Raw genomic sequence first — 24,159 nt, 5'->3', positions numbered from 1 at the left:
CCTCCGTCACGATCCGACCTCCGCCTCGGTCGCCGCCGCGCCGAGCTGCGAGCGAACGATGTCCCGATAGACCTCGTTGGTGCGCAGCAGCTCCTCGTGCGTACCGATGCCGGCCACGCGACCGGCGTCCAGCACCACGATCCGGTCGGCGGCCCGCGCCGTGCTGGCCCGCTGTGCGACGACCAGGACCGTCGAGCCCGCCGTCTCGATCGCCAGGGCGCGGCGCAGCGCGGCCTCCGTGGCGAAGTCGAGGGCTGAGAAGGAATCGTCGAACAGGTACACGGCCGGCCGCCGCACCAGAGCCCGGGCGATCGCGAGCCGTTGCCGCTGCCCGCGCGAGAAGCCGGCACCGCCCTGCGTGACCGGTGCGTCGAGACCGGCGGGCTGAGCGGCGACGAAGTCCTCGGCCTGCGCCGTGCGCACCGCGTCCCACAACTCCTCGTCGGTCGCCTCCGGTCGTCCCATGCGCAGGTTGGACGCGATCGTCCCGGACAGCAGGTAAGGCTCCTGAGGTACCAGCGTCACGTGCGCCGCCAACGTCTCGGGCGCCAGTGCTCTGACATCCTGCCCGCCGATCCCGACCCGCCCGTCAGTGGCGTCGATCAGGCGGCAGACCAGGGCCAGCAGCGTGGTCTTGCCGGTCCCGGTGGAACCGACGATCGCGGTCGTGGTCCCCGGCTCGGCGACCAGATCGACGCCGGACAGCACGTGTTCCTCGGCCCCGGGGTAGCGGAAGCCGACGCCGTGCAGCTCCACCCAGCCGGGCCTGCTCACCTCCCGCACCGCATCCTGCGGCGCGGCCACTTCGGGCACCGTGTCCAGCACCTCGGCCACGCGCACCGCGCACACCTGCGCGCGCGGCAGGCCGATGACGAAGAACGCCGCCGACAGCAGCGCGCCCTGGATCATCACCAGATACGTGAGGAACGCCGTGAGCGCCCCGATCCGCATCCCGTGCCCGACCCGGTTCGAACCGATCCACACCGCGGCCACCCCGGCGACGTTCACCAGGTTCACCACCAGCGGCATCAGCAGCGTCGAGACCCGGCCCAGCCGTGCCGAGACGTCGGCCAGGCCGCGGTTCGCGCCCTCGAAGCGGGCCCGCTCGGCCGGCTGCCGGACGAAGGCCCGGGTGACCCGGATCCCCGCGATCTGCTCGCGCAGCACCCGGTTCACGCCGTCGATCCGCTCCTGGAGCGTCTGCGACAGCGGCCGCATCCGGCGTACCAGCGCCGCCACGACCAGCGCCAGCGCCGGCACCAGCGCGGCCAGCAGCCCGGACAGCGCCACGTCCTGGCCCAGCGCCATCGCCACCCCGCCGACCGCCAGTACCGGCGCGGTGACCGCCGCCGTGAGCGCGGCCGTCAGCAGCATCTGGATCTGCTGCACGTCGTTGGTGGTCCGGGTGACCAGCGAGGACACCGGGATCCGGGCCATCTCCGGCGCCGAGAAGTCCTGGACGTGCTCGAACACCGCCGCGCGCAGGTCCCGGCCCATCGCCGTGGACACGCGCGCGCTGAGCAGCACCGCCGCCACCGCCGCCGCGCCCTGCGCGATCGCGGCGCCGACCATCGCCGCGCCGTACCGGAGCATCAGGGCTTTGTCGTGGCCGAGGACCCCGTGGTCGATGATGGCCGCGTTCAACGCCGGCAGGACCAGCAGGGCCACGGTCTGCAGCGCCTGCAGGACCAGGACGGCCCAGATCATGCCGGTGTAGGGCCGGGCGAAGCGGCGGAGCAGTTCGATCACGACGCCGGCACTCCTTCCATCAGCAGCTCGTTCTTGCCGATCGGCGCGCTGCCCGCCAGGCGTGCTCCGGCCGCGGCGAACATCTCCCGGTACTCCTCCAGCGCGCGGTGGCGGCCGTCGGAGAACACCATCAGCTGCAAGTCCTTCAGCAGGACCTCGATCGGGGCTTCGACGGTGTCCACGACCTCGTCGACGACCAGCACCTTGCCGTAGCGCTCCAGGCAGCGGCCGATCAGCGCCGAGGAGTCGGCGTCCGACCAGCTGTGCACGACCGCCGACAGCAGGCACACGTCGGCCTCGCCGGGCATATCGGTACGGAAGTCGCCGGCGACGACCTCGCAGCGTTCTGTGACGCCGTAGCCGGCCAGGACCTCCTGCGCACCGGCGACCGCGTAGGGGAGGTCGACCAGGACGCCGCCGAGGTGCTTGTGCCGACTCAGGATCTCGCCGAGGATCGCGCCACGGCCGCCGCCGATGTCGGCGACGCGCTGCACCGAGCGGAAGTCGAAGGCCTCTGCGATGGCCGCGCCGCGCCGCCGCGCCTCCTCGGTGGTGCGGCCCATCATGGTCTCGCCGACGCCGGGGGTCTTGTCGAAGTACTCGAAGGAGTTCGACCCGTAGTGCTGCTCGAAGGCCGACCGGCCGGTCGTCACCGATTCCAGCAGCCGGCCCCAGCTGTCCCACTGCCAGGCTTCGCCGGCGGCACGCACCCGCGGCCATTGCGAGCCGGGGACGTCGGTGCGCACCAGGGTGCCGCGCGCGGTGAGCTCGAACGTCCCGTCCGGCAGCTCGTCGACCAGCTCCATCGCCCGGCACAGGCGCAGCAGCCGGGTCAGCGAGCCCTCGTGCGCGCCGGCCTTCAGCGCGAGGTCGGCCGCCGTGGCGGGACCGGCGGCCAGCGCGTCGGCGATGCCGAGCTCGGCGAAGACGTACAGGGCCTGGCTGAGCCGGTACCCCAGGGCGAGGGAGCGCAGCGCCTTGGCATCCGGATCCATGGAACCGCCTTTCTCAGTCATCGGACATCGCGGTGTGGGACAGCTTCGGAAAGGCTTCGGTGGCGGGCAGGTCGGGGTTGCCGGCGGCCCGGATCAGGGTCTGCTCCAGGTCGTGCAGGAAGCCCGCGGGCCCGCGCGGTTCGAGGAACCGCCGTTCGCCGCCGAGTCGGAGGTAGGCCTGCTCGGAGGTGTCGTGGACGTGCACGAACAGGTTGGCCGTCTTCGGCGCGTTCCCCGGTGACAGCTCACTGATTCGGGTCCGAGGGAGCGCTGCCTCGATCCCGGCGGCCAGCTCCGACGCCACGACGGCATCGGCGGCGCCGTACCGCTGCCGCTCCAACCGGACGTCGTTGACGAAGCAGTACCCTTCGCTGCCGTCCAGTCCGCGACTCCGAGCCGTCTGCGCCATCAGAGCGTCGAGTTTGCGCGGATCTATCTCGCAGTTCCGCAGCGCCGACAGCTGAGCGCCGGCCGTCTGCTGCACAAAAGCCGAAATCGGCTCATCGCGGACACCGACCCGGAACAGAGCATTGAGATTGAACGCGCCGACCAGGTTGCGCGAGGCGGGCAGGAACCGGGTGGCGACGATCAGCCGCAGCGCCGTCTCCGTCTCGCCGGTGTATCCGGCGAGCACCAGCGCCAGACCGGCCAGGACCGGCGTTCCGGCCTCCACCCCGAAGCGGGCCGCCAGCGAGCGCGCGGCCAGCGCCATGGCGGGGGAGTCCAGGCGGGCCCACAGGAAGTCGGGCTGATCGGCGCGTCCGGCATGCATCAGCATCGGCTCCGGCAGGTCGCCGAGCCGGTCGGTCCAGAAGGCCAGGGCGCGGCGTTCGCGGGCCAGGCCGGTCTCGGAGGCCTCGTACTCGGCCCGTTCCAGCGGCTGCTGCCCGGCCGGTCCGAGCTCCCGGCCGGCCAGGAGGTCCAGCAGGTCCGCCGACAGGATCGGGAAGCTGGATCCGTCGACCGCCATGTGCGAGATCGACGCGAACAACGCCACAGGCGCGCCGGCCCGGGTGACGAGGCCGAATCGGATCGGCAGGTCGCGCGCGTTGTCGAACGGCTCTTGCCGCAGTTGTTCGCCGACGTTCTCCCGAGACGGCGCCGGGCTGCCGTCTTCGTGCGCATATATACGAAGCGACAGCTCTCCGGTCGCGTCGACTTCCTGGAGCGGGCCGTCGGGGCCCTGGAAGTATCGCGAGCGCAGCGAGTCATGGCGTTCGACCAGCGCGGGCAGAGCACGCATGACTCGGTCCAGGTCGGTCCCGGCTGCGAGCTCCCACCACGCGAGCCGGTTCAGGGTGACCGCGTCCGGGCCGAGCCAGGCCAGCACGTCCCAGATCGCGGTCTGGCCCCAGGTGAGCGGACCGGTGCCGGAGGTGGAGCCCTGGAACCGCAGCGCTGCCTCGTTCGCCGGTATCTCCGGTGTCTCGGCTGGTGTCTCGGCCGGCATCTCCGCTGACATCCCCGCCGCCCTCACCGGTGCCCGGATCCGGCAGCCGGCAGCGCCGCCCCGGCCCGGTCGTCGTCCGGATCCACCGCGCGCACGGCCCGGTCCAGCTCGCCGACGATCCACTCCTGCAGATCGGTCTGCTCCCGCTCGGCGGCCTCCAACCAGCGCTGGTACTGCTCGCGGCTCGGTTCCAGCTGCAAGCTCACGTTGCGCGCCGGGCCGCGCCGGCCGGCCCGGCGGGCGTTCGCCTTCACGTGCCGGCGCAGCTCGTTGCGCGACCACTTGAGCCGCACGGCGAAGTCCAGCCAGTGGTCCTGCTCGACCTCCGGCAGCGCCGCGACCTCCATGTGGTGCTGGAAAGTCAGGGTGTCTCGCCGGCGAGACGGCACGAAAGCGCGCGCGACCCAGGCGTAGTTCCGCAGCGTCTGGTAGTCCAGCGTGGTCTCGGTCATGGCGCGCCGGTAGCGGTCCGGGTAGCGGTCGTGGCCGAAGACCAGCCAGTCGCCGATCCACCACGCCGAGGAGTCGCACACCGTCACCAGCCGCGTCCCGATCCGGCACCAGGCCTGCAGGTTCAGGTCCTCGGGCAGCTGCAGCCGGGTCCGGTCCACGACGGCGACCGCCTCCAGGCCGATGCCGTAGCCCCGCACCGGGTCCGGCGGCGGCGCGGGTTCGGCCGGATCATGCGGTTTAGTCGACGCCATGTGCCCACTCACGCGGTGCGATCCCTTCCGGAGGCGACGGTTTCCAGCGCCCGAAGGGACCGTGTCGAACGGGTGAATCAGCTCTCTGATCGGCGTTCGGCGCAGTGGTCCCCGTGAGATCGAGTATGCATCAAACCCCCAACAACGGTCAGCAAGAACCAGACGGAATCTCGAAATCAGACAACTATCCGCACCGGGAAACGCTTCCCGCGAACCCTGAACCGGGGTAATGCGGTGCTTTGCCGACGAACCGGACGACAGGTCGGCGAGCCGGCTCGTCTCGCCGGCGAGACGGGGCGAGCGGGTGTTCGGAACGCCTTGCGGCGCTTCGAATCCGGTGCGGATAATCCGAAGGTCACCAGCCGGACACGGCCGATATCCCGGACGGATACCTTGGTGGCGCCACGGGGCAGGTCCGGCGCTTTTCCGCCGGACCCGGCGCGGCGTTCCCCGATGCCGTCGCGCCAATCCCGCCTTGTCCTCGTCCATCTGCCCTGACCTGCGCCGGACCGGGAGATCTCATGCCTGATTCACTGTTCAGACAAACTGTGCTCAAGACTCCCCAGAAATCCTCGCCCCTGGATTCGTTGCGCCAGGAGATCCTGGATTCCCTGCCCGAATACCAGCAGCACGGACCGACCCATGCCTCCACTTGTTATGTGTGGCCGTCCTCGGAGTGCCCGGTCGGCTGCGGCCACTGCAACTACGCCTCCCCGCTGTCGCTGAACCGCATGACCCGCTACAGCGTGGCCCGCGACCCGGGACCGGTGCTGCGGACCATGAACAGCATGGGCCTGTGGAAGGCCGTGCTCTCCGGCGGCGGCGAGCCGATGGTCGAGCCGGAGTTCTGCGAGCGCTTCGTGGCCGAGATCGACTCCCCGAACCTGGACGAGATCGAGCTCATCACCAGCGCGCACTTCGCCGAGACCGACGAGGAGGCCCGCGCGGCGCTGCTGCGGCTGGTGCAGGCCTGGCGCGACCGGGGGCCGGAACTGGCCAAGGCCCGGTTCACCGTCCGCATCAGCCTGGACTGGTTCCACGCGCAGCGGATCGGCGTGGGACCGGCCGCGCGCGTTATCAGGATCCTGAGCGAACCCGGTCTGGAGGACGTCGGCTGCTACATCCGCTCGGTGCTGCTCGACAACGACCCCACGATGGCCGACCTCGCCAAGGAACTCGGCGGCCACCTCACCGAGATGGACGACTACCAGCAGCGCATCGTGATCCCCGGCGGCCGCACCGTCCTGGCCTACCACAAGAACCTGATCATCGAAGGCCGGATGAACGAGCGCAAGCTGTCCCGGCTGCCGATCAGCGTCCCGACCGCCTCCCGCGCCGACGTGTTCGGCAAACGCTTCGAGAACGCCGGCGGCGAACAGGTCCCGGCCCGCACCTACAACGGGCCCACCGTCGTGCACCTGGACGGCCTGGCCTGCCTGATCGACGACGACGGCAAGGCCCGGATCCTGGAGGGCAACGACCCCGGCCGGTGCGCCGACGTCCGCGACTTCCCCGACTGGCCCTCGGCCGTCTCCTACCTCTACGCCGACCCGCTCACCGTCTTCCTCGTCGACCACGGCCCGCAGGCACTCGCCGCGCTCATGGGGGACGCGTTCCCCGACGCGCCGCTGGCCGCTTCCGACACCAACCAGCTCTATCACCTCACCGAACTGCTGCTCACCACCCCCGAGCGCCGCCTGTACGCGATGCTCCGCGTGCTGGAGATCCACCTCGCCGAGGAGCGCGTCACCGTCGACGCCGCACTGCTCGACCGGGCCTGGCGCGCGCTCGCCGACGACGGCGTCGCGGTCCCGGATCGGAGCTGAGCGGTGGCGACCTCGACGGCACGCGCTGTGTCGGTGTTCTGTGTCGCGGGCCCGCCGGGCGCCGGGAAGTCCACGGCGCTCATCGCACTGAACGCGCGGCATCCGTGGCTGGCCCGGTTCGGCGTCCGCGACTACGGGCTGAGCCTTGCCGAGGCGTCCGACCCGCTCGGCCTGGCGGTGCGCGACAGCCTGCTGCGCGGCGACCTGCTGACCGACGCGCAGGTCCGTCAGGAGTTCGAGCACTTCCTCGCCCGGCTTCCGGACGGCACGGCGGCGGTGGCCGTCGAGGGTTATCCGCGCAGCATGAGCCAGTGCACTGATCTGGCTGCGGCGCTTGAAGGGTTCGGCGTGCGACCAGCCGCGCTCATTGTCGTCGACATCCCCGACGCGACGGCGCGCGAACGCGTGGTCGGGCGGGGGATCTGCACTCGCTGCGGAACCGCCGTCCCGGTGAGCAAGGGCCCTGACTGTCCGGACTGCGGCGGCGAAGTCCAAGCGCGCAAGGACGACGCCGACGACAAACTGACGCGACGCCTCGCGGACTATCGGGCCTGCGATGCGGCGATCCGTGCCGCCTTCGACGAGCCCGGCCGGCTGTTCCTGATCGACGGTCTGCGTGATCCGCAGATCGTGGAGAAGGATCTGGAGACGGTTCTGTCGTCGGGGCGGAGCGCGGCATGGACATGATGACGGCGCGCCGCGAGGCGTTCGACGCCATGGCGGACATCCCTGTCGGCGCGATCGCCGAGGCATCGTTGGCTGCTGCCACGATCACCGTGCACGACTACGGTCTGGACGGCACGGCTGTCCCGGACAAGCTGGTCGAGACGGTGGCCGATCTCCTGGACCGAGCGACCGGGCCTGGCGCCGCAGTGGTCGAGGGACTGTCCGACTTCTTCGATGTCGGCCTCGCGCGGAACTTCCACGAGGCACTGTTCCGGCAGGTCTGGGAGAACTGCGCGTCCCGGTTGGGCGCCGAGCAGTTCGGCCGGCACGACCGGATCAAGGTGAATACGACCTCTGACGGTGCCATCCCCATGGAGCTCTACGGCAGCGAGTGGAGCTTCAAAGACCTGCACAGCGACCGCGACGCGCTGTTGTTCTCCCACCTCTACGGCCCGGTCGCGGGCTTCGACGGCGGTGCGCTGCTGCTGGCCGACGTCTGCGGCTTCATGCGGCATCACGGACTTCGCTTCGCAGACCTCTTCGACTGGTCCGTCGAACCCACGCCGGGCAGCAAGCCGGTGCTGCGCGCCGAGCACGTGCCGCAGGTGCTGGCCGAGGCCGGGATCGATCTCGGCGCGCCGGGCCCGGACCAGATCATCTTCGTCAACAACTTCCCGGACGCCGGAATCCTGCACGGGGTCACGCCGGTCGCGGTCACCGACCCGCAGCGTTACGTCCGCGAGTTCCATCGGTGCAGCGTCAAGCGAACGACCAGGAGCGATCCATGACCGACTCATCCCTGCCGGCCGGCCGCCGGACTTCGATCATCGCCACCCTGGGCCCGGTCAGCGAGAGCCGGGCGGTGATTCAGGAGCTGGTCGCCGCCGGGATGGACGTCGTGCGGCTGAGCATGAGCAACGGCACGCGGGAACGCCATCTGTCCACGGTCCGGCTGGCTCGCGAGGCCGCGCGCGAGCAGGGCCGCGCGGTCCGGTTCCTGGCGGACCTGCAGGGTCGCAAGAACCGGATCGGCCGGCTGCCGGGCGGCACGGAGCAGTGGGACGCCGGGGACCGCGTCGTGCTCACCCGCGGGCCCGGGGACCTGGCGCAGCGGCGGACGTGGATGACGTTCCCCTGGGATCCGGACACGACGCCGGTGGGCACGGCCGTCCTGATCGACGACGGCGCGGTGACCTTGGAGGTCGTCGAGGTCGGCCGGGACGAGCTGCGGTGCGACGTCGTCGAGGGCGGAGTCCTCACCAATGGTCGAGGCCTGACGATCCCCGGCGTCACCGTCTTCCCGCCGGGCCTGTCCGAGCGCGACGCCGACGATCTTAAGTTCGCGGTCGGCCTCGGCGTCGAGACGGTCGCGCTGTCCTTCGCGTGCCGCCCCGGGGACGCCGAGGCGGTCCGGGCGCTGGCCGCCGCCCAGGCGGTCGTCGGCAAGGTCGAGAACCAGGCCGCCGCCGAGCGGCTGCCGCAGCTGGCGGCGGAGTTCGACGGGCTCATGGTCGCGCGCGGCGACCTGGCTGTCGAGCTGCCGTTCGAGGAGGTGCCGTTCGTGCAGCGGGCCGTGCTGGACCAGTGCCGGTACGCGGGCAAGACGTCGATCGTCGCCACGCAACTGCTGCACTCGATGCGGACCGCGCTGCGTCCGACCCGGGCCGAGGTCGCCGATGTCGTCGCGGCGGTCCTCGGCGGCGCGGACGCTCTGATGCTCACCGGGGAGACCGGGTACGGCAGCCATCCGGTGCACGCCGTGCGGGTGCTGCGGCGCATCATCGAGCGCGCCGAGCAGGAGAAGCGGGACGAGGGGGCGGGCTGGTGAACCAGTTCTCTGCGATGGTCGAGCAGGTCGCGCCGGTGCTGAGGGCCAACGCGGCGGTCTGCGACGAGGAGTCGGCCTTCCCGGTGGCGTCGATGGCGGCCCTGCGGGACAGCGGGTTGATGGGGCTGCTGGTCCCGCGCGAGTACGGGGGCCTCGGCGGCGATCTCGCGGCGTTCGTCGAGGTGTCCCAGAAACTGTCCGCACAATGCCTGTCCACGGGCCAGATCTGGGCTATGCACTGCTTCCAGGTCGACGCGATCGCGCGCCACGGCACGAGCGAACTGGCTGCGACCGTGTTGCCCGCCGTCGCGGCCGGCCGCTGCTACATCGCCTCGGTCACCAGCGAGCGCGGACGCAAGGCGGACCTGTTCAGCGCCGCGTCGCCGCTGCGGGCCGACGGCGATTCGCTGCTGATCGAGCGGTCCGCGCCGGTGGTCACCGGCGGAGCCCACGCCGACGGCTACCTGATCACGATGCGCGCCGCCGAGGCCGCCGCCGAATCAGAGGTCTCCTTTATTTACGCCGACCGCGCCGATCTGGTCTGCGAGGTCACCAGCGGCTGGAACGCGCTGGGGATGCGCGCCACGGACAGTATCGGCATGGAGCTCAAGGGACGCGTGCCGACGACCAACCTGGTCGGCGGTCCCGGCGGGTTCGGCGACGTCGCACGGCAGAGCATGGTGCCGTTGTCGCATCTGGGCTGGTCCGCGTGCTGGCTCGGCGCCGCGCGGGGTGCGTTCGAAGGGCTGACCCGGTTCGCCGCCAAGCGCGGCGCCGACAGCCGGACCGACCTGTTCTACGAGCGTCTGGGCCGGGTCCGGATCGACCTGGAACTGCTCAGCGCGTACCTGCGCCGGGTCCGCGAGGAGGTCGAGCTGGCGCGGGTCGACGGCACGCCGCTGGACCACCCGCGGATCCGGCTGCAACTCAATACCCTGAAGATCGCCGCGGCCGAGCTCAGTTTCCAGGCCGCGCACCGGATGATGCAGATCGCCGGGCTGCGCGCGGGCTATCTGAAGGACTCCGAGCTCGGCATCGAGCGGCTGTTCCGCGACCTGCGCTCCGCTGCCCTGAACCACGCCGACGACACGATGACGGTCGGGGTCGGCGCGCTGTCGCTGCTGGACCGCGGCGTGACGCTGATCTGAGGGGGAACCGCTGTGCCGACCTATCTCGTGGACCTCGCCGATCCGGTCCCGGCGCATCTGGCCGACGAACTCGCCAAGCGCGTCTACTACCTGGCCGTCGACATCGACTCGTTCACGCTGGTGCACGTCGGCGATCAGGTGACCGGCGTGCAGATCACCACTGTCGGCGCCGCTGATCGCGATGTCCTGGCCCGCAAGCTCGACCAGGTCAGCCGGGCCGAGGTGCTGCCGCAGCGGATGACGGCCGCGGAGCCGGTGTGGACGTCGCCGCATCCGGCCGTGCCGGTGTCAGGGGTCTATGACTCGTTGCGGGAGCTCGGGGCGGTGGTGGAGATGGGCCCGGGGGCGGTCGCCACCGGGGCGTTGTTCACCGATGTTCTGGATGCTTTGGACCGGCGCGTTCGGGCGATCGCCGTCGAGCGCTTCGGGGCGGTGCAGTATCGGTATCCGACGCTGATCAGCACGTCCGCGCTGCGTCGGGGCGGCTATCTGACGTCGTTCCCGCAGTTCGTGTTGTCGGCGAGCCATCTGTCCACGGATCTGGACGTCTATCGGGAGTTCGCCGACGGTGTCGCAGGGGTCGAAGATCTGGCCGGACTGTTCGAGCGTGGTAGCGCGCACGCCGGCTACTGCTTGGCGCCGACGATGTGCTTCCACACCTACTTGCAGTTCGCCGGCCGCCGGTTGTCGGCGGAACCGACGGTGGTGACGTCGCGCGGGAAGTCGTTCCGTTTCGAGTCGAGGTACAGCCGGTCGCTGGAACGGTTGTGGGACTTCACGATTCGGGAGGTGGTCTTTCTCGGCGACGCCGCGACGGTGGCCCGCCAGCGGCAGGAGTTCCTGGACGCCGCGTGCGCGCTAGTCGAGGACTTGGGGCTGGCCGGGCACGTGGAGCCGGCCAACGATCCGTTCTTCGCCGGGGCCGAGGTACCGACGCGGATGCTGGCGCAGCGGCTGCGGCGGTTGAAGTACGAGCTGCGGCTGCCGGTGGAGGACGGCCGGACGGTCGCCGCCGCTTCGTTCAACGTGCACGGCATGACCTTTGGCGAGTCGTACGGGATCGCGCTGGCGGATGGCGGGACCGCGTACAGCGCTTGTGTCGGCTTCGGCTTGGAGCGTTTCGCGTTCGCCTTCTTCTGCCGGTACGGCACCCGGCCGGACCGCTGGCCCGTCCGCATCCGCGAGCTGCTTGATGAAAGGCACTCATGACTCAGCACACTGCGTCGACTCATCCATGGCCGCAGAGCTTTGACAAGCTGTTCCGCTCCTATCTCACGCTCGGCGAGGGTGAGGAGATGACGGCGGAGCTGAACCCGGCCGAGCGCGGGCTGGATTCGTTGGCGACCGTGGGGCTGTTGCTCGATCTGGAGCAGGCCTTCGGCGTCACGATCCCGGACGATCTGCTCGCGTCGCTGACCAACGCCGACATCGGCGGTTGGTGGGCGCTGTTGGAACGTGCGGGTGCGTCAGCCGAGCCGCAAGCGGATCAGTAGAGGAGATACCGATGACGAGGAAGAGCGGCCGCGAGCAGCATCTGTCGGCCCTGCGAAGCTTGTCGAGTATGCAGCCGCGCTTGCCGTTGGAGCGCGGGGTGGAAGCGATTCGGGCGCTCGGCGCTGCTGAGGCGGCCGAGTTCCTGGATTCGCTGCGGATGCGGACCCTGGTTTCGCGGCGGTTGGCCGATTCCGCCGAGACCGATCCTGTGGTTCGCGAGTGTGTCATTGCTCTGTCGGGCAAGGTCGAGCGGCTGCGCGTCATGCACGAAGTGCTGGAGACGAATCTGCGGCGCGTCGAGGACATGGCTTTGGACCTCGGTATCCCGGTGTTCGGCGGCAAGGGGATCGGCGCGCACACGATGTATCCGGACCGTTCGGTGCGCGACTTCAACGACATCGACCTGTTCCTGCGCGACCGTGCCGACGCCGCGAAGGTGGCCACGGAGCTGCGGGTCGTGCACGGGTACCGATACCAGAAGTACGAGCTGCCGTGGTTCAAGGTCGATCCCCGGGAGCGGGTGGTGTACGGGCAGATCGCGCTGGTCGCGCCGCCGGACCGGCCGGATCTGCTGAACGTGGACATCCACTTCGGGGACTACTCGGTGCGGCACTGCGGGCGGCTCGGGATCGCGGACGCGTTCTGGGCCGACAAGCCCGGGTTCCATGTGCTGGCGGCGGAGGAGAACCTGGCCTGCATCGTGAACAACGCGGCCGGGGACTACTTCGTGACGGCGAAGGACACCAACGACCTGCTGATGGCGCTGTCGCTGCCCGGCTTCGACCCGGCGCACTTCGCGGACCTGCTGCGGGGCGCGCACCTGGACGGCTTCTTCGGCTTCATCGCCGCGACGCTGCGCGCCTCGACGGCGCTGACGGCGGAGCAGGAGCGCCGGCTGCGCGAGATCCCGGTCCGCGCGACGCTGGAGCCGCGACCCCGCCCCGACACCGCGGACTGGAACCGGCGCTGCCTCGGGACGACAGTGCACGCCTTCGCCACGCGGCGGGAGCACGGCGTGGTGTCGGCGGCGCGGGTGGCGGCGGACGCGTACTCGTACTACCGGAAGCGCCTGAAGCTGACGGCGGCCCCGGCCGGCGCGCGGCGCGAGGCGGCGAAGGCGATCGCGCTGAACCCGTGGACGTGCGTGCGGCTGGTGCCGGTGGACTTGGCGCTGGAGCTGGTGGCGGGGCGCGGCGGCGGCTTCGGCCGCGGTGCGGCGACACCGAGGGCCGCGACGCTGGACCTGGACCCCGGTATCGAACGCTTCGAATCACCGGCCGGCACCTACTTCCGCATCGACGGCGAGGTCTTCATCGGCACCGTGGACTACGTGCTCGACGAAGAGGTGATCCGGCAGGCGGCCGGGTCGGTCGGATGATCGACCTGACGGGCCCGCCCCGCTTCTGGTCCCTTCGCCTGGCGCAGCGCTTCGCTCGGTGCCAGGAGGAGGCCTTCCGCACGCCCGAGTGGTGGCGCGGCCCGGCGCCGTTCGGCGAACCGGAGCTGCGCGAGAGGTTGGCCGAGCTGTTCGGTGCGCCGCCGGAGCGGACGGTGGTCACCGGCGGGGTGCGGCAGTTCGCCACGGCTTGGGCGGTGGCGGTGCGTGGCGGTGCGGGCGCGCTCCCGGCGATGGCCGTCGAGGCACCGACGTTCTCTGACATCCCGGAGATCGTGGGATCGGTCGAGGCTCGGGCGTGGTCGGATCTTGGCGCCGCGCCGCAGACCGTTCCGCTGTGGCTGACCAGCCCCTTCCGCAACCCTGATGGCCGCAGCCTCGGCCCGGCCGAGATCAGTGTGCTGACCGACCGCATCGCCGCCGGTACACCGGTCGTGATCAACGAGGTCTATCGCTGGTTCGCGAGCAAGAGGCTCGGCCCCGTTCCCGAGGGCGCGTGGACCGTCACCTCCCTCGCGAAGCTCGCCGGTCCGGGCGTCCGCCTCGGCTGGTTCGTCGCCCCGGACATCGCGTCGATCGCGCGCCCCCTGACCAGCGACGGCCCGCCGACCGCCTGGCAACGTGGCTGGGCTCGCTTCCTGGACGCTCAGACCGTCAATGCCCTGCGATCGGACCTCGTCGAGGCCACGCTCGATGCCAAGCGGTCCTTCCTCCAATACCTCATCGGCACGCCCGAGTGGCAGGGGAACTCTCCGCACCTCACTCTCGCTCACCCGACCATGGACGAGCTGACCGCGCTGCGCCGGCTCGCCGACGAAGGCGTCCAGGCCTCCCCGGGCGCCGCGTTCCGGACGCCGACCGCCGCGTTGCGTCTGGCGTTCTCCGGCGTGACCGTCGCCGAAGCCGCCGACGCTGCGCGTGTCTTCGCGAAGGTCGGCGGCTTCAGCCCGGTGCTCTTCGACTGACCGTCGCAGGTCGGCCTAGTCGTGCCAGTGCGACTTCTTTTCCGCAGTGGCGACGCGGCCGGCGTAGCGCTGCGTCCAGGCCGCGTCGCTGTCGGCTGTGAGGACCACGTCGTAGTAGCCCTCCTGCGTCGGCCACGTCACGACCCGCGTTTCGCCGGGCGCGACCGAGACGTGCCGTGTGTCGCCGACGTAGTCGTTGGCGGTCAGCGTGTACTTCACCCGCTTCGTGCCGTCGTTGTGCAGCGTGAGCTTCACCTCGCCCTGGCTCTTGCCGTGGTGTCCGTTGCCGTGGCCCCGGACCAGATCCACCTGCACGCGCGGGAGCCCGCCGTCGTGCTTGCCGGCCGGCGCGAGCTGCCCGGCGAAGGAGCGTACGAACCCGTCGTTGGCGTAGATCGAGAACGCGTACTTGCCGTCGTTGGCCTTCGCGTTCCAGACGTACGTGCGCGAGTTCTTCGCCGTGACCGTGAACGGCGTGCTGGAGAACGGCTGGTACTTGTCGGGGAAGGCCTGGAAACTCACGGCTTTGCCCGCCGGGCCGCCGGCCAGCGTCATCGTCGCGGTGACCGTGCCCGCCTTCCGGTCCTCCGACAGCGTGGCGTGCGGCTGGAAGCTCAGCGCGCGCGGCGTCATGTGGTCGGCGGTGATCGACACCGGCTTCTCGGCCAGCGGGTCCGGGAAGGTCGCCGGGCCCGGCTGCGGGTGGGCGAAGTCGATGGCGCTGGTCAGGTCGCCGGCGATGGAGCGGCGCCAGTCGCTGATGTTGGGGCAGGTGAACGGCTTGCCCAGCGAGGCCGCCCAGACTTCGAGGAACCTGATCGTCGAGGTGTGGTCGAAGACCTCCGAGGCGACGTGCCCGCCGCGGGTCCACGGCGACACCAGCAGCATCGGCACCCGCGGGCCGAAGCCGAGGGGGTAGCCGCCGGCGTACTCGTGCGCGGTGCCCAGCTCGGGCCACGGCGGGAGCACGTGGTCGAACTTCCCGTCGTTCTCGTCGTAGTTGAGGATGAACAGCGTGTGGTTCCAGATGTCGGGGTTGCTCTGCAGGATGTCGAGCACCTTCTTGGTGTAGCGCTCGCCGTGCATGGTGTCGGCGCCGGGGTGCTCGGACCAGCCGTAGGGGGCGACGATCCACGAGACCGCGGGCAGCGGGTGCTCCGCGCCGGGCTGGCAGGCGTCGTGCAGGTTCTTCAGGACGGCGTCGAGGTTCGCGTCGGAGTCGTCGTTCGGCGTGGTGCTGCCGGCGTAGTAGGCGGCGTTGCCGCGCCAGATCAGGCCGGTGCCGGGCTTCAGCTTGGGGTCGTCGGCGGGCAGGCCGGCCGGCTCGAAGCCCTTGAAGTACTTCAGCTCGTTGTCGCCGTAGTCGCCGATCCAGCTGCTGACGTATCCCTGCCGGCCGTTGCCGCTGTTGTCGGAGTACAGGCGCCAGTCGATGCCGACCTGCTGGAGCTGCTCGGCGACGGTGATCCAGGGGCGCGAGTAGTTGGACTCGTCGGTGTTGCCGGTCTCGCTGTTGGAGGTGCCGCTCCACAGGTACTTGCGGTTGGGGTCGGTCGGGCCGAACTCGGAGCAGAAGTTCTGGTCGGCGATCGTGTACTGCGCCGCGACCGAGTGGTAGAAGCCCATGTAGGCGCTGCTGTGGTAGTTCATGCAGCTGGCGCCGTTGTGCTGCACCCACAGGTCCCACTTGCGGTGGTTCACGTCGCCCCAGGCGCCGTGGTCGTTGCCCCACGCGCCGTCGTCGACCTGCGGCGTCACGACCCGGCCGGCGGCGTCCTTCTGCTGGAAGACGCTGGTGCCGTCCTGGAAGCGCAGCGCCTGCTTGTCATTGAAGCCGCGCACGCCGGGGAACGCGCCGAAGTAGTGGTCCAGCGACCGGTTCTCCTGCATCAGGATGACGACGTGCTTCAGGTCGGACATGTCGCCCTTGAAGCCGCGCGGCAGAGCGACCCGGCCGGTCGCGGCGTCAGCGCCGACAGCGGCCTGCGCACTGCCGGCCCCGGCGATCCCGCCGAGCGCGAGCGACCCGGCGACCACGCCGGAGCCCTGCAGGAAGCGGCGGCGGGTGGCGCCGCCGGCGGTGTCGGTGTCGGGGACGTTCGAATTATGGATCATGAAATCTCCTGACAGAGGACTTGGACGCTCGGAGGCGACCGCCGCGGCCCGCCGCGTTCGTGGAGGCGGGGACGTCACCGGCTCAGTCGGGGCACCTGCCGGGTGGCGGTGCGGCTTCGGGGCCGCGGCATGGCGGAACTCCGGCTCACGACATGGGATGCCATCTCGTTGCGCCCAAGTTGGCTGTACAACTTTCGCGTTCTAGTAGGCGCGGCGATCAAGGCTCTTCCGTGAACCGGAGATGGCGGGGAACCGGAAGATCGTCGAAGACTTCGGTGCACGCAGCGCGCCCGGCCGGGACTCGGCCGGGCGCGGTTGTCCGGTATCTACCGATCAAGTCGGTGCGGGGGTAGCGTCAGGCCACTGACGGCACCACCACCATCGGCGCCGCCGCAACAACTACCGGCGTCAGCGGACCACCTGGAGCACGCCGGCTCGCCCCAGCGGTGATTAGCTGCGCTATCTTCCGAGCTGGCGCCTGCCACACGGGCGTGACGTCGCCGAGTGACGTTTTGCGAGGCTGTCCCGGGCTACGGGGCTATCCCGGAGCAGTCGAGCCCGCCGGTGGTGTTCCAGGTGGCGCCGGTGCTATCGGTCACGGTGAGGCCCAGCACCGCCTGGTGGTTGACGTCGCACAGGCCGATCACGACCTGGCTGTTGGCTCCGCTCCTGATGGCCGCGTCGTAGATGGGGGTCCAGGAATACGCATAGGGCGCCGTTCCGCCGGTCACTGTGGCGACGCACACGAAATGGCCGCCTCCGCTGCTGGAGCAGGTCGCTGTGGCGTACAGGGCGGAGGCGTGCGCCGGGGTGGCGACACTGAACGCGGCGGCGGTGAGGAGTGCGGCGAGCGGGACGGTGGCGTGGCGCGTCCGGCGGCGGGTTGTGGACATGGTGGCTCCCGGGGGTGTGAGTCAGGATCCTGTTTCAGGGCTCTGGTTCACGGGTGATGCTGCCTCGGGGGTGTCCGGGTCGCAAGACCTGGCGGGGGTGTTTTCCCCTAGTCGCGGTGCGTCTTGGTGACGTCTTTCGAGTGATGTCGGCCCCCTGGGTCATTGACGGCCGGGCCGTATCAGGCTTCTGTGATCCGCATGCGTAGAACCCTTCTGGCACTCGTCCTGGCGGCCGTGGGCTTTGCCGCCGCCGCTGTGCCCGCAGCCGCGGCCGCGTCCACATCCGCCGCGTCCACCGCCGGCGCCTCCGTCGCGTCGGTCGCGAACCTGGCTGAAAGCTGTTCCTCGGACTTCTTCGACGGCGATCCCCGCCTGGGGCCGAACACGTTGCCCGTGTGGGGCCCCGTGGGCTTCGAACTGATCGGCTACCGCCGCACCGGCAACCTGCCGGCCTCGCAGTTCCTCGCGACCTACTACAACCCGGCGGCCAACGGCGGCTCGGGCGGCTGGAACTACCCGCCGGACAACGGCTACGTGATAGCCCCCAACGGCCAGCCGCTGGAGTTCCAGCTCACCGTGTCGCCCGGTACGGACATGGACCGTTTCGGCAGCGAGTACGGCTCCTTCCTCGCGCCGGCAGGCCTCCCCTACGCCGCACGCTCCATCCCGCCGCAGAGCCTCGACAGCAACCCGGCCGCCACCTGCAACTACCACGACTACCAGGTGCTGAAGCCCTTCACCGTGGACGCCGGCCCGATCGCGGCGTGGTTCGCCCAGCCCGGCGGCGGCCTCCAGTACCAGCTGGACAGCAAGCTCGTGCCCGGGGCGCCGACCCAGCTGAACGTGATGTGGCTGGTCAACAACGGCTACCTGGGCCGGATCGGCTGACCGGTCGGAGCGATCGGATCCATCGGAGCGGTCGGAGCGATACGACGACCGCCGTCTCCATCTGATCGCAGCGAAAAGTGCTCGGCTGGGTCATCCCAGCCGAGCACTTTGTACAACTCCGGTCGACTACTGCTGACGCCCGGCTTCGATCCGCACCGGACCACCGACGGCCTCCGGGTGAAGCCCCGGCCGCAGCGTCACACTCCGCCGCCCCCGGCGCCAGTTGCGCTCGCCGAGCAGGATCATCACCGTCGGCAGCAGCACCACCCGGATCACCGTGGCGTCCAGCAGGATCGCGACCGCGAGCCCCACGCCGAGCTGCTTGAAGTCCTGCATGTCGAGCGTGCCGAACACCGCGAACACCGCCACCATGATCGCCGCGGCGCTGGTGATGGCGCCGGCGGTGGCCCGCAGGCCGTGCGCGACCGCGTCCTTGGTGCTCAGCCCGCGCTCGCGCGCCTCGCGGATCCGGGAGACCACGAACACGTGGTAGTCCATGCTCAGGCCGAACAGCACCACGAACACGAACAGCGGGATCCACGACTCCAGTGCGCCGACGGGCTTCGTGCCGACCAGCCCCGCGCCCCAGCCGTGCTGGAAGACCGCGACCATCACTCCGTAGGCAGCCGCCGTGGACAGCAGGTTCAGCACGATCGCCGTCGCCGCGATCACCCAGCTCCGGAAGGCGAACAGCATGAGCAGGAAGGTCACGGAGACCACGAACACGAACACCGGCAGCAGACTGCGGTCCAGCTGGCGGTTGAAGTCGGTGCTCAGGGCCAGCGAGCCGCCGGTGGCCGCGGTGGTGTGCGGGATGGCGCCGAAGGTGTGCGGGACGATGGTGTCGCTGATCTTCCTGATCGCCGAGACGGCCTGCGCGTCCGCGTCCCGGCCGGCGACCGGGAACAGGATCTTGAGGACGTGCTGCGCGGGGTACGGCGTCACCTGAACCGGCCCGGAGCCGAGCGCGCCGGCCGCGGCGGCCTGGGTCTTGAACGCCTCCACGGCCTGGGTGACGGCGGGTGCCGCCACATCAGGGGTTTGCACGACGATCATGCCCGGCGAGGGGCTGGCCGGGAACTCGGCGCTGATCTCGTTGTACGTCTGGACCAGCGGGCTGCTGGACGGCAGGAGCTGGTTGACGCCGAGGGACTGCGTCTTCATGCCCAGCGCCGGGATCGCGAGGACGACCAGCGCCGCGGCGGCGAGGGCGGCGAAGGACTTGGGGTGGTTGAGCACCTTGGCCATGGTCGCGTTCCAGAGGCGACCGGTCTTCACAGCGGCCGGCTGGTCCAGGCTGACCGGCTGGGCCAAGCCGGCCGGCTGAGCCGGGCCGCCCGGGTAACCGGAGCCAGCCGGATAAGCAGAGCTAGCCGGGTAAGCAGAGCCAGCCGGATAGGCCGTACCAGCCTGCCGGGCCGACCGATGCCGCCGGTTCTTACGCCGTCCCCAGTCGATCCGGTCGCCGAGCATCGACAGCAGCGCCGGCAGCACGGTCACCGAGCCGAGCATCGCGATGGCCACCACCAGGATGGACGCCAGCGCGAAGCCGTCGAAGATGTGCATCCCGGTCAGGAACATCCCGGCCATCGCGACCATCACCGTGATGCCCGAGACCAGCACCGAGTGTCCGGAGGTGGCCGCGGCGACCCTCAGCGCCTCCTGCGGGCTCCGTCCCGCTGCCCGCTCCTGGCGTTCCCGGCGCAGGTAGAACAAGCAGTAGTCGACGCCGACCGCCAGGCCCATCAGCAGCATCACCGAGGTCGAGGTCGAAGCCACCGGGATGGCGTGCGAGACGAGGTCGAGCAGCCCGAGTGCGGCCACGAACGCGGTCACCGCCAGCAGCACCGGGAGCACGGCGGCGAGCAGCGCGCCGAAGGCGACCAGCAGGATGCCGAAGGCCAGCGGAACGGCGGTCCACTCGGCGCGCTTGAAGTCCTTGCCCAGCGAGTCGTTCAGCCACTTCTGGCCCGAGGTGTCGCCGAACTCGTCGAACTTCATGTCAGGGTGCTGCGCCCGGACCTTCGCGACCGCGTCCAGGATCGGCTGCGCGTGGTCGGAGGCCTTGTCGGGGTCCCCGACCACGTCGAACATGACCAGCGCCGAGTGCCCGTCCTTGGAGATCAGACCGGCGCTGTAAGGGCTCTGAATCGGCGCGCTCTGCCCGGTGGCCTGAACCCCGGAGACGACCGCGTCCACGGCCGTCCGGAACGACGCCGCGTCAGCGGTCTGCGAAGCGCTGTGCACCAGCACCATTTCCGAGGCCGGGTCGGACAGCCCGGCGTTCTGCAGGATCTGCAGCGCCTGGGCCGAGGAACCGACGCCGTTCTGCGCGTCGGTCAGCCCCTGCTGCCCGACGGCCCCGCCGACCACCGTCGCCAGAACCACGAAAAGGAGCCAGCCGAACACGGCCGTCTTCCGATGCCTTGCGCTCCAGCCGCCTAGCGCGGCGGCGACGCTGCGTTCGCGAGCCATCGTCTCTCCTACCCCCTCCGGTACCGCCGGTGTGGGTCACCGGTACGTCCTCAAAGGTAGAAAAGACCAGGTCAGCGAGACATAGGGCTAGGTGGTGTCTTGACGGTGTAACTAGGTACACCCCTAAGAGGGCTGCTAGGCCCCGTGCGCGGCCTCGGTCCTGGGGCGCCGCCGGAACGTCAGATGCACGACGCCGCTCGGGCTCGCCACCGTCTCGACGTCGAACCGCTCCTCGACCCCCTCCAGCCCGTCCCAGAGCCGGACGCCGCGCCCCAGCACGATCGGCACGACCGCCAGGTGCATCTCGTCGATCAGGTCGGCGGCCAGGAACTCCCGCACCGTGGTGGGCCCGCCGCCGATGCGCACGTCCAGATCGCCGGCCGCCTCCTGCGCGACCCGCAGCGCCTCCTCGGGCGTGGCGTCGAGGAACTGGAAGCTGGTGCCGCCCTCCATCGTGATCGGCGGGTGCGGGTGGTGGCTCAGGACGAAGCACGGGGTGTGGAACGGCGGCTCGGCGCCCCACCAGCCCTTCCAGTCGTCGTCGTCCTTCCACGCGCCGGTCTGCGGTCCGAACTTGGCGCGGCCCATGATCTCGGCGCCGACCCCTGCGTTCCACCGGGCGGCGAAGGCGTTGTCGACGCCGAGGCTGCCGCCGGCCGAGCCGAACATGGCGCGGAAGGTGCTGGTGGCGACGAACCACTTGGTCAGCCGCTGGCCGGCGGTGCCGAACGGGGCCTCGAAAGTCTGGTCCTCACCGGTTCCGAAACCGTCCAGGGAGATCGAGAAGTTGTGGACGCGGACCAGGGGCATCGCGGTGGCTCCTTGCTGTGCTGGGATACAACCTCGCCGACTTTAGTGAGATACGGGACAAAAGGGGGTTTGGCGCGCCGCGTCGGCGGGAAATCGCCTGCGGCGTTTCCGAGTCGCCCAGTCGGCACCGTCCTCGTAGGCTGCTTGCGTCACCGGCCCGAGGTATGGAGGTACGTTGAGATGAGCGAGCGACGGCCACCGTCGGCCGAGGACTTCGACCAGTGGTACGCGAACATGGCCGTCACCTCGTCGGGGGACGAGGTCAAGCGGCGGTTCCTGGGGCTGCCGGCGCACGTCCTGTCGTCGAGCCTGCTGGCCTGGGACGGCCTGGCCGAGGTGGTCGAGGCCCTGCGGCTGGCGCCGGGGGACCGGCTGCTGGACCTCGCGTGCGGACGCGGCGGGTACGGCCTGGAGATCGCGGCGCGGACCGGCGTGACGCTGACCGGTGTCGACTTCTCCGGCGAGGCGATCACGCAGGCCAGGGGGCTCGCGCGGCAGCGGGGCATCGAGGCCGAGTTCCGGGTCGGCGATCTCGCGGACACCGGCCTGCCGCCCGCTTCGGTCGACGCCGTCGTGTGTGTCGACTCGATCCAGTTCAAGCCGGATGTCGCGTCGTTCCAGGAGATCCACCGCGTGCTCGCCCCCGGCGGACGCGTCGCGCTCACGACCTGGGAAGCCCTCGACCGTACCGACGAGCGTGTCATGAAGCTGATTCGGGTGGTCGACACCGAGTCGGCCCTGAAGCAGGCCGGGTTCGTCGACGTCGAGGTCCGGGACCGTCCGGAGTGGTGTTCGACCGAGCGTGCGCTGTGGGACGAGGCGGCGAGCCTCGAGCCCGGCGACGACCCCGCTTTGCAGTCCCTCCACGACGAAGCCTTGCGCGTGCTGCCCAGTTTCGACCTGACCCGCCGGGTGCTCGCGACCGCGAGCGTGGGGCCGAACGCGGGGGCGTGAGCGGGGCCCGGCACTTCGGCGCCGGGCCCCTGGTCATGCCGTCAATCGCGGCAGCGGCTCACGCCGCCGATCCGCTGTCGATCCGCCGCCGATTCGCCGTCGATCAATCACACGAAGAACTTGTTGAACTGGTCGATGACCGCCTGCGGCTGCTCCTCGACGAAGTAGTGGCCGGTGTCCGGCACCACCACGACCTCCACATCAGTAGCCTGCGTCGGCAGCGTCGCCTGCATCTGCGCGGCGAACACCGGGTTGACCATGCCCAGCAGCGGCGCCGTCACCTTGCTGTAGCCGGCCAGGTCGGTGATGTCCTGGCCGAAGGTCTGGTACCAGCCGTTGCCGCCACGGATGCCGTCGGGGGTGTTGTAGGCGCTGGCGTAGATGGCGCGGTCCAGGGGCGTGACAGCATCCTGGTTCAGCAGCAGGTTGTCGAACATCCAGTCCACGATGTACTGCGCGCGGCCGGTCACCAGTTCCTCGGGCAGGCCGGCGACCTGGTTGAAGGCGAACCACCAGGGATAGAACGGCGCGCCGGCCTGCGGGAGCATCGGGATCTGGTAGTAGCCCGGGTTCGGGTGCGTGACGTCGAGCATCGCGATGCGGTTCGCGGCCTGCGGGTAGTTGGCGGCGAAGGAGAAGGCCACCATGGAGCCGATGTCGTGGCCCGCGACGTCGGCCTTGTCGTAACCCAGGGCCTTGATGAAGCCGAGCACGTCGCCGGCCATCGTCTTCTTGTCGTACCCGCCGGCCGGCTTGTCCGAGCCGCCCATGCCGCGCAGGTCCAGGGCTATCACCCGGCGCCCGGCCGCAGCCAGCGCCGGCATCACCTTGCGGTACTCCCACCAGGTCTCCGGCCAGCCCGGCAGCAGGATCAGCGGCGCGCCCTGCCCGCCGGCCACGTAGTGCAGCCGCAGGCCGTTGACGGTGACGTACTGGCTGGTGAAGCCGCCGCCGAGGGAGGCGGCCAGCGCGGCGTCGCTGCCGGCCGCGGCAGTCCCGGACGCCGGACCGGCGCCCCCGGTCGGCCCGGCGGTGTCGGCGGCGTCTGACGGGGCGGCGAACGCCAGGGCCGGCGTCTCGCCGGCCGCGGTGAACACGGCGGCACCCATGCCCAGGGTGAGCGCGCTGCGTCGGTTCATGGTCACTGTTCTGTCTCCTCGGTGGGGTGGGGGACGGCGAATGTCAGGGGGCTGTCTTACTCGCTCCCAAGCTATCCCACCGGTCCCAGGGATACCCGCCCTTCACATTCATCTCAGCAGTTGGGGAAACCCGGCACCAGCCATCCGAGCACGTCAGAAGACAGCAATATCGAAGGTGCGGACCGTTCCGCCGCACCCGAGCCCTGCGGTCAGCGCCGAGGATCGGTGTAGATCCGCGCGGTTTCGCCGGTCCGTTGGTGCTCCTCGTAGATGGCGATCTTGTGGCGGATGGCTTCGAGGTTCTCGGCGAGGGCCTGCTGCTTGGCGATCACCGCCGCCTCGTGCTCCCGCAGCATCTGGAGTCGGCCGCTGTAGTCGTCGGGGCGTGTGCGGATGAGGTCGGCGAACTCCTTGATCCGGGCCAGTGGCATGCCGCTGTCGCGCAGCCGGTTGCACAGCTGGAGCCACTGCAGGTCTTCGGGGCTGTAGACGCGGTGGCCGCCGGCGGTGCGCGTGGGCGCGTGCAGGAACAGGCCTTCGCGTTCGTAGAAGCGCAGGGTGTGCACGCTCAAGCCGGTCGCCGTGGCGACCTGTCCGATGGTGAGTCCGGCTGTCGGCGGTGTCATGACGAGCCCTCTCGATGGCGATCCAGAGCGTTGGCGCT

Annotated in this window: 21 protein-coding genes; 11 read left to right on the top strand and 10 right to left on the bottom strand. The window is 70.3% G+C overall.

What is annotated here, in order from left to right:
• Positions 1-6: 6 nt before the first annotated feature.
• From ABH920_RS30405 to ABH920_RS30390, 4 genes are read right to left on the bottom strand one after another with little or no spacing between them, the layout of a single operon-like run.
• Positions 7-1,707: an ABC transporter ATP-binding protein gene (locus ABH920_RS30405; protein ID WP_370352700.1), complete on the bottom strand. Its 1,701-nt coding sequence runs from the start codon at positions 1,705-1,707 to the stop codon at positions 7-9.
• A gap of 38 nt (positions 1,708-1,745) precedes the next feature.
• Positions 1,746-2,744, bottom strand: a complete 999-nt coding sequence (locus tag ABH920_RS30400) for a methyltransferase (RefSeq protein ID WP_370352616.1) — start codon at positions 2,742-2,744, stop codon at positions 1,746-1,748.
• A gap of 13 nt (positions 2,745-2,757) precedes the next feature.
• The gene (locus tag ABH920_RS30395; RefSeq protein ID WP_370352615.1) at positions 2,758-4,206 is read right to left on the bottom strand and encodes a condensation domain-containing protein; all 1,449 of its coding nucleotides are present in this window, start codon (positions 4,204-4,206) and stop codon (positions 2,758-2,760) included.
• An 11-nt stretch (positions 4,207-4,217) separates the two neighbouring features.
• Complete coding sequence (locus tag ABH920_RS30390) at positions 4,218-4,898, bottom strand: LmbU family transcriptional regulator (RefSeq protein WP_370352614.1); 681 nt, start codon at positions 4,896-4,898, stop codon at positions 4,218-4,220.
• A 521-nt stretch (positions 4,899-5,419) separates the two neighbouring features.
• On the opposite strand from ABH920_RS30390, the gene ABH920_RS30385 reads away from it, so the two are divergent.
• From ABH920_RS30385 to ABH920_RS30345, 9 genes are read left to right on the top strand one after another with little or no spacing between them, the layout of a single operon-like run.
• Entirely contained in the window at positions 5,420-6,724 is a 1,305-nt protein-coding gene (locus ABH920_RS30385; protein ID WP_370352613.1) for a hypothetical protein, read from the top strand.
• 3 nt (positions 6,725-6,727) lie between these two features.
• Entirely contained in the window at positions 6,728-7,411 is a 684-nt protein-coding gene (locus tag ABH920_RS30380; protein ID WP_370352612.1) for an adenylate kinase family protein, read from the top strand.
• Positions 7,402-8,178, top strand: coding sequence for a hypothetical protein (locus tag ABH920_RS30375; RefSeq protein WP_370352611.1), 777 nt, complete (start codon positions 7,402-7,404; stop codon positions 8,176-8,178). Before ABH920_RS30380 ends, ABH920_RS30375 begins: the two co-directional genes overlap by 10 nt.
• Positions 8,175-9,218: a pyruvate kinase gene (gene pyk, locus ABH920_RS30370; RefSeq protein ID WP_370352610.1), complete on the top strand. Its 1,044-nt coding sequence runs from the start codon at positions 8,175-8,177 to the stop codon at positions 9,216-9,218. Before ABH920_RS30375 ends, pyk begins: the two co-directional genes overlap by 4 nt.
• Complete coding sequence (locus ABH920_RS30365) at positions 9,215-10,366, top strand: acyl-CoA dehydrogenase family protein (RefSeq protein WP_370352609.1); 1,152 nt, start codon at positions 9,215-9,217, stop codon at positions 10,364-10,366. The genes pyk and ABH920_RS30365 overlap by 4 nt, the downstream gene beginning before the upstream one ends.
• A 12-nt stretch (positions 10,367-10,378) precedes the next feature.
• Positions 10,379-11,575 (top strand): hypothetical protein, encoded by a 1,197-nt coding sequence (locus ABH920_RS30360; protein ID WP_370352608.1) that lies wholly within the window; start codon positions 10,379-10,381, stop codon positions 11,573-11,575.
• A complete protein-coding gene (locus tag ABH920_RS30355; protein WP_370352607.1) occupies positions 11,572-11,859 on the top strand; it encodes a phosphopantetheine-binding protein in 288 nt (95 codons plus the stop codon). Before ABH920_RS30360 ends, ABH920_RS30355 begins: the two co-directional genes overlap by 4 nt.
• Before the next feature lie 11 nt (positions 11,860-11,870).
• Positions 11,871-13,238 (top strand): nucleotidyltransferase family protein, encoded by a 1,368-nt coding sequence (locus ABH920_RS30350; RefSeq protein WP_370352606.1) that lies wholly within the window; start codon positions 11,871-11,873, stop codon positions 13,236-13,238.
• On the top strand, positions 13,235-14,221 hold the full coding sequence (locus ABH920_RS30345) for an aminotransferase class I/II-fold pyridoxal phosphate-dependent enzyme (protein ID WP_370352605.1): 987 nt from the start codon (positions 13,235-13,237) through the stop codon (positions 14,219-14,221). Before ABH920_RS30350 ends, ABH920_RS30345 begins: the two co-directional genes overlap by 4 nt.
• Before the next feature lie 15 nt (positions 14,222-14,236).
• Here ABH920_RS30345 and ABH920_RS30340 read toward each other — a convergent pair whose 3' ends face one another.
• On the bottom strand, positions 14,237-16,336 hold the full coding sequence (locus ABH920_RS30340) for an alkaline phosphatase family protein (RefSeq protein WP_370352603.1): 2,100 nt from the start codon (positions 16,334-16,336) through the stop codon (positions 14,237-14,239).
• Positions 16,337-16,866: 530 nt separating this feature from the next.
• The gene (locus ABH920_RS30335) at positions 16,867-17,229 is read right to left on the bottom strand and encodes a hypothetical protein (protein ID WP_370352602.1); all 363 of its coding nucleotides are present in this window, start codon (positions 17,227-17,229) and stop codon (positions 16,867-16,869) included.
• A 198-nt stretch (positions 17,230-17,427) separates the two neighbouring features.
• On the opposite strand from ABH920_RS30335, the gene ABH920_RS30330 reads away from it, so the two are divergent.
• Positions 17,428-18,117 carry a TNT domain-containing protein gene (locus ABH920_RS30330; protein WP_370352601.1) on the top strand — a complete coding sequence of 230 codons (690 nt, stop codon included), beginning with the start codon at positions 17,428-17,430 and terminating at the stop codon, positions 18,115-18,117.
• A 126-nt stretch (positions 18,118-18,243) separates the two neighbouring features.
• Here ABH920_RS30330 and ABH920_RS30325 read toward each other — a convergent pair whose 3' ends face one another.
• Together ABH920_RS30325 and ABH920_RS30320 are read right to left on the bottom strand one after the other, a co-directional pair.
• Positions 18,244-20,592 carry an MMPL family transporter gene (locus ABH920_RS30325; RefSeq protein WP_370352600.1) on the bottom strand — a complete coding sequence of 783 codons (2,349 nt, stop codon included), beginning with the start codon at positions 20,590-20,592 and terminating at the stop codon, positions 18,244-18,246.
• A gap of 135 nt (positions 20,593-20,727) precedes the next feature.
• Positions 20,728-21,402 carry a dihydrofolate reductase family protein gene (locus ABH920_RS30320; protein ID WP_370352599.1) on the bottom strand — a complete coding sequence of 225 codons (675 nt, stop codon included), beginning with the start codon at positions 21,400-21,402 and terminating at the stop codon, positions 20,728-20,730.
• A gap of 180 nt (positions 21,403-21,582) precedes the next feature.
• Here ABH920_RS30320 and ABH920_RS30315 point away from each other — a divergent pair, with 180 nt between their 5' ends.
• Positions 21,583-22,356 (top strand): class I SAM-dependent methyltransferase, encoded by a 774-nt coding sequence (locus tag ABH920_RS30315; RefSeq protein ID WP_370352598.1) that lies wholly within the window; start codon positions 21,583-21,585, stop codon positions 22,354-22,356.
• A 107-nt stretch (positions 22,357-22,463) separates the two neighbouring features.
• Here the strand turns inward: ABH920_RS30315 and ABH920_RS30310 are convergent, their stop codons facing one another.
• Positions 22,464-23,495: an alpha/beta fold hydrolase gene (locus ABH920_RS30310; RefSeq protein WP_370352597.1), complete on the bottom strand. Its 1,032-nt coding sequence runs from the start codon at positions 23,493-23,495 to the stop codon at positions 22,464-22,466.
• A 209-nt stretch (positions 23,496-23,704) separates the two neighbouring features.
• The gene (locus tag ABH920_RS30305) at positions 23,705-24,121 is read right to left on the bottom strand and encodes a MerR family transcriptional regulator (protein WP_370352596.1); all 417 of its coding nucleotides are present in this window, start codon (positions 24,119-24,121) and stop codon (positions 23,705-23,707) included.
• Positions 24,122-24,159: the final 38 nt, after the last annotated feature.

The sequence above is a fragment of the Catenulispora sp. EB89 genome, assembly GCF_041261445.1.
In the GTDB taxonomy this organism is placed as follows: domain Bacteria; phylum Actinomycetota; class Actinomycetes; order Streptomycetales; family Catenulisporaceae; genus Catenulispora.
This window is presented reverse-complemented; position numbering and strand designations above follow the sequence as displayed.

Coding starts and splice junctions, on each gene's coding strand:
- ABH920_RS30405 (WP_370352700.1), bottom strand. CDS start 1,707: ATGATCTGGGCCGTCCTGGTCCTGCAGGCGCTGCAGACCGTGGCCCTG.
- ABH920_RS30400 (WP_370352616.1), bottom strand. CDS start 2,744: ATGGATCCGGATGCCAAGGCGCTGCGCTCCCTCGCCCTGGGGTACCGG.
- ABH920_RS30395 (WP_370352615.1), bottom strand. CDS start 4,206: ATGTCAGCGGAGATGCCGGCCGAGACACCAGCCGAGACACCGGAGATA.
- ABH920_RS30390 (WP_370352614.1), bottom strand. CDS start 4,898: ATGGCGTCGACTAAACCGCATGATCCGGCCGAACCCGCGCCGCCGCCG.
- ABH920_RS30385 (WP_370352613.1), top strand. CDS start 5,420: ATGCCTGATTCACTGTTCAGACAAACTGTGCTCAAGACTCCCCAGAAA.
- ABH920_RS30375 (WP_370352611.1), top strand. CDS start 7,402: ATGGACATGATGACGGCGCGCCGCGAGGCGTTCGACGCCATGGCGGAC.
- pyk (WP_370352610.1), top strand. CDS start 8,175: ATGACCGACTCATCCCTGCCGGCCGGCCGCCGGACTTCGATCATCGCC.
- ABH920_RS30355 (WP_370352607.1), top strand. CDS start 11,572: ATGACTCAGCACACTGCGTCGACTCATCCATGGCCGCAGAGCTTTGAC.
- ABH920_RS30350 (WP_370352606.1), top strand. CDS start 11,871: ATGACGAGGAAGAGCGGCCGCGAGCAGCATCTGTCGGCCCTGCGAAGC.
- ABH920_RS30345 (WP_370352605.1), top strand. CDS start 13,235: ATGATCGACCTGACGGGCCCGCCCCGCTTCTGGTCCCTTCGCCTGGCG.
- ABH920_RS30340 (WP_370352603.1), bottom strand. CDS start 16,336: ATGATCCATAATTCGAACGTCCCCGACACCGACACCGCCGGCGGCGCC.
- ABH920_RS30335 (WP_370352602.1), bottom strand. CDS start 17,229: ATGTCCACAACCCGCCGCCGGACGCGCCACGCCACCGTCCCGCTCGCC.
- ABH920_RS30330 (WP_370352601.1), top strand. CDS start 17,428: ATGCGTAGAACCCTTCTGGCACTCGTCCTGGCGGCCGTGGGCTTTGCC.
- ABH920_RS30325 (WP_370352600.1), bottom strand. CDS start 20,592: ATGGCTCGCGAACGCAGCGTCGCCGCCGCGCTAGGCGGCTGGAGCGCA.
- ABH920_RS30320 (WP_370352599.1), bottom strand. CDS start 21,402: ATGCCCCTGGTCCGCGTCCACAACTTCTCGATCTCCCTGGACGGTTTC.
- ABH920_RS30315 (WP_370352598.1), top strand. CDS start 21,583: ATGAGCGAGCGACGGCCACCGTCGGCCGAGGACTTCGACCAGTGGTAC.
- ABH920_RS30310 (WP_370352597.1), bottom strand. CDS start 23,495: ATGAACCGACGCAGCGCGCTCACCCTGGGCATGGGTGCCGCCGTGTTC.
- ABH920_RS30305 (WP_370352596.1), bottom strand. CDS start 24,121: ATGACACCGCCGACAGCCGGACTCACCATCGGACAGGTCGCCACGGCG.